At 77.6% G+C, this 3,719-nt stretch carries 4 protein-coding genes; 2 read left to right on the top strand and 2 right to left on the bottom strand.

Features of this window, described 5'->3' with window-relative positions; translation table 11 throughout:
• The coding region (locus AA75_RS33565; protein ID WP_233289303.1) for a GntR family transcriptional regulator at positions 1-380 on the bottom strand (380 nt) is incomplete at its 3' end.
• A 78-nt stretch (positions 381-458) separates the two neighbouring features.
• On the opposite strand from AA75_RS33565, the gene AA75_RS33560 reads away from it, so the two are divergent.
• Together AA75_RS33560 and AA75_RS33555 are read left to right on the top strand one after the other, a co-directional pair.
• Complete coding sequence (locus AA75_RS33560; protein ID WP_199520479.1) at positions 459-1,466, top strand: DMT family transporter; 1,008 nt, start codon at positions 459-461, stop codon at positions 1,464-1,466.
• An 88-nt stretch (positions 1,467-1,554) separates the two neighbouring features.
• On the top strand, positions 1,555-3,036 hold the full coding sequence (locus AA75_RS33555) for an alpha/beta hydrolase (RefSeq protein ID WP_033824136.1): 1,482 nt from the start codon (positions 1,555-1,557) through the stop codon (positions 3,034-3,036).
• Positions 3,037-3,079: 43 nt separating this feature from the next.
• On the opposite strand, the gene AA75_RS33550 is transcribed toward AA75_RS33555, so the two are convergent.
• Entirely contained in the window at positions 3,080-3,643 is a 564-nt protein-coding gene (locus tag AA75_RS33550) for an HD domain-containing protein (protein ID WP_033824135.1), read from the bottom strand.
• Between the last annotated feature and the right edge of the window lie 76 nt (positions 3,644-3,719).

The raw sequence follows: 3,719 nt of genomic DNA, 5'->3' as shown, positions 1-3,719 counted from the left end.
TGCTGGGCGGCCGTGAGCGCCCGGCGGGTGGCGGCCAGCCAGGCGGCCCGCGGGAAGGCCGCCAGGTCGGGCGTGCCCGGCTTGAGGTCGTGGCCGGGCGGCCGGTCGGGGTCCGCCGGCGGCTCTTGGGCGGGCGGCCGGGCGACCCCGGCCGCGACCCGGGTACCCGAGCCGCGCACGCCCACCAGGTAGCCCTCGGCGACCAGTTGGGCGTAGCACTCGACCACCACCCCGCGGGACAGTCCCAGCTGGGCGGCCAGGGCGCGGGTGGACGGCAGCCGGGCACCGGCCGCCAGCCGTCCGCCCTGGACGGCGCCGCGCAGCGCCCGGGTCAGCTGGCCGGTCAGGTCGCCGAGCGCATGGTCGACCGGGACGAACAGCTCCGGCACAGTGGTCCTCCCTAGGACGCGTCGAGTGGACCTGTCCGGCGGACCACTTCCGCTCCTAGCGTGACAGACATGCCGCCCACCGAGCCCGCCACCGCGTCCGTTCCCGCCACCGCGCCCGCCGGCGCCCCCGTACCCTCCGCCGTCCCGACGCCCGCCGCCGTCCCGGTCCCCGCCCGGCGGCGGACGCTCTCCCGGGCCGCCTCCGGCGGGCTGTACGCGGCCGCCGCGATGACCGTCCTGGGCTGCTCCACCGGCGCCACCGCCGCCCTGACCGACTACCCCCTGTACGGCGGGCAGGCCGCCCGCTACCTGCTGGCCGCCGCCCTGCTGCTGCCGCTGGTCCGGCGCGGCGGCCCGCTGCGGCCGCGCCCGAGCCGCAGCGAACTGCTGCGGCTGGTCCTGCTCGCCGCCACCGGCCTGTTCGCGTTCAACGTGCTGCTGATCCAGGCGCTGCGCCGGACCGACCCGGCGGCGGTCGGCTCGGTGGTGGGCTGCACCCCGCTGCTGCTCGCGGTGCTGGCACCGGTCCTGGCCCGCCGCCGGCCGCAGCTCCGGCTGCTGGCGGCCGCTGGGGTGGTGGTGGCCGGGGCCGCGGTCACCCAGGGCTTCGGGCCCGGGGACCTGCTGGGCTTCGGGTGCGCGCTGGGCACGCTGGCCTGCGAGGCGGCGTTCTCGCTGCTCGCCGTCGACCTGCTCCCCCGGCTGGGCCCGGTCCGGGTCTCCGCGTACACCACGGCGCTCGCGGTGCCGATGTTCGCGCTGGCCGGGCTGGTGCTGGACGGCGGGCGGCTGCTGCGGGTGCCGACCGCCGGCGAGGCGGCGGCGCTGCTGTACCTCGCGGTCATGCTGACCGTGGTCGCCTTCCTGCTCTGGTACACCGCGCTCGGCCGGCTGGGACCGGAGCGGGCCGGGCTGTTCGCCGGGCTGATCCCGGTGACGGCGGCCCTCTCCGGCGCCGCGCTGGGCACCGGCGGCCTGCACCCGGGCGAGCTGGCCGGGACCGTGCTGGTCGGCGTCGGCGTCGGCGCGGGCATCACGGCCGGCCGGCCCCGGTGGGCGGCCGCCGTCGGCGGCTGACCCGAGGTCCGGGGTGGGGAACTCCCCACCCCGGACAGGCCCGTTGGCCCGATGGGATCGCGCCCGGCTCCCGGCAAGACTGCTCCGCATGGGAATCATCCACCGCACCGCGGCCGTTGCCGCCGCCGCCATCGCCGTCCTCGCCACCACCGTCCCGGTCGCCGCCGCCGCACCCGCCGGTCCCGCGCCGCTGACCTGGGGTGCCTGCGACGGTGCGACCGCCCCCGAACAGCGCTGCGCCACGCTCGCCGTACCGCTCGACCACAGCCGCCCCGACGGCCCTCGGATCACCCTCGCGGTGTCCCGGATCGCCGCCGCCCGGCCCGAACTGCGGCGCGGCAGCCTGCTGTTGATCCCGGGCGGCCCCGGCGGAACGGGCCTGAACACACCGTCCGCCGTGCTCGGCAGGCTGCCGCAGGAGGTCCGCGACCGCTACGACCTGATCGGCTTCGACCCGCGCGGGGTCGGGCACAGCACCCCCGTCGACTGCGGTCTGGCGCACGAGGACCTGTCGATGGTCCGGCTGCGCCCGTGGCCCGCCGCCGACGGTTCGACCGCCGCCAACACGGCGACCGCCCGCCGGGTCGCCGAGACCTGCCTGGCGCACGGCGGCCCGGTCCTGCGCTCGCTGTCCACCGCCAACGAGGCCCGCGACCTCGACCTGCTCCGCCAGGCGCTCGGCGAGCGGCGGATCTCCGCCTGGGGCACCTCGTACGGCACCTACGTGGGGGCGGTGTACGCCACGATGTTCCCCGCGCACACCGACCGGATCGTGCTGGACAGCAACGACGACCCGGACCCGGCGAAGGTCGGCCGGGGCTGGCTGGCCGCGTTCGGGCCGGGCGCGGAGGACCGCTTCCCCGACTTCGCGGCCTGGGCGGCCGCGCCCGGCAACCCGGACCGGCTCGCCGACACCCCCGAGCAGGTCCGGCCGCTGTTCCTGGACCTGGCCGCCCGGCTGGACCGCGCACCGCTGCCCTGGCCGGGCGCCAACCCCCCGGTGCTGAACGGCAACGCGCTGCGCGAGACGATGGTGGAGAGCCTGTACGACGACGAGAAGTTCCCCGTGCTGGCCCGGCTGGTGCTGGCCGCGCAGGGCTCGCGTCCGCTGCCGGCCGTGCAGGCGCCGCCGGACGCCGCGCTGCAGAACACCGTCGCCGTCTCGGTCGGCACCCTGTGCAACGACGTGGCCTGGCCCCCGGCGGCCGCCGGCTACCCGCAGGCGGTGGCGCGGGAGCGGGCGGCCCGTCCGCTGACGGCCGGGATGCCGGTCAACGTGATGCCGTGCGCGTTCTGGCCGGCCCCGGCGGAGCCGCCGGTCCGGGTGACACCGCGGGGGCCGTCGAACGTCCTGCTGGTGCAGAACCTGCGCGACCCCGCCACCCCGTACCGGGGCGCGCTGAAGCTGCGGCAGGCCCTGGGTGACCGGGCCCGGATGGTGGCCGTCGACTCCGGTGGGCACGACGCCTACCTGGCCAACGGCAACGCCTGCGGCGACGCGCTGGTGACCCGGTTCCTGGTCACCGGTGGGCGGCCGGCCGCGGACGCGTTCTGCCCGGCCGAGCGGTAGCCCGCGCGCCGGGCCGGCGCGGCGGCGGGGAACGGGACGGGGCTCAGCCGACGGTCGCGAAGGCGTTCTGGTGGGCGAGGCGCCGGTCGGCGTCCGCGCCGAGGTCGGTGAGCAGGTCGTCCAGGGCCAGGAAGACCTCCCAGCGCGCCAGCCCTCCGGCCTCGGCCAGCCGGGCGGTCACCAGATCCTCCAGGTCGGCCCGGCGGCTGCCCCGCCAGACCTGGTCGGCCAGGCTGACCAGCAGTTCCTCCAGGCTGATCCCCGGCAGGGTCCAGGACGCGTGGGTCCGGGCGAAGCGCGCGTCCCGCGGGTCGACGCCGAGTTCGAGCAACAGCAGGTGTCCGGCCTCCTCGTGCCGGTGGCCGGGACCGGTGAGCTCCTCGGGATGACGCACCTTGCCGAGGTCGTGGGTGGCGGCGCCGAACAGCACGGCCGGACCGTCGACGGCGGCGCCGGGCCAGCGGGCGGCGATGCCGTCGAGCAGCCGGGCGGCCACGTCGTGGACCAGTTCCAGGTGGGCGCGCAGCCGGGGCTGCGCACCGGCCCGGCGCAGCAACCCGTCCACCCGGTCGGGTATCGGATGGAGCGTCAGCAGGATGTCGGTCATACCGGCTAGGGTGCCACGGCATGATCACCGATGACACCGTGGACGCCTATCTGCACCGGCTCGGCGTCCCCCGCCC

The organism is Kitasatospora sp. MBT63, from assembly GCF_000710465.2.
Classification (GTDB): domain Bacteria; phylum Actinomycetota; class Actinomycetes; order Streptomycetales; family Streptomycetaceae; genus Kitasatospora.
The sequence above is the reverse complement of the archived record's forward strand: the minus strand, read 5'-3'. Positions and strand labels throughout refer to the sequence as shown.

What these genes read in the sequence shown, in the direction of transcription:
- AA75_RS33560 (WP_199520479.1), top strand. Translation starts at nt 459, where the DNA reads ATGCCGCCCACCGAGCCCGCCACCGCGTCCGTTCCCGCCACCGCGCCC.
- AA75_RS33555 (WP_033824136.1), top strand. Translation starts at nt 1,555, where the DNA reads ATGGGAATCATCCACCGCACCGCGGCCGTTGCCGCCGCCGCCATCGCC.
- AA75_RS33550 (WP_033824135.1), bottom strand. Translation starts at nt 3,643, where the DNA reads ATGACCGACATCCTGCTGACGCTCCATCCGATACCCGACCGGGTGGAC.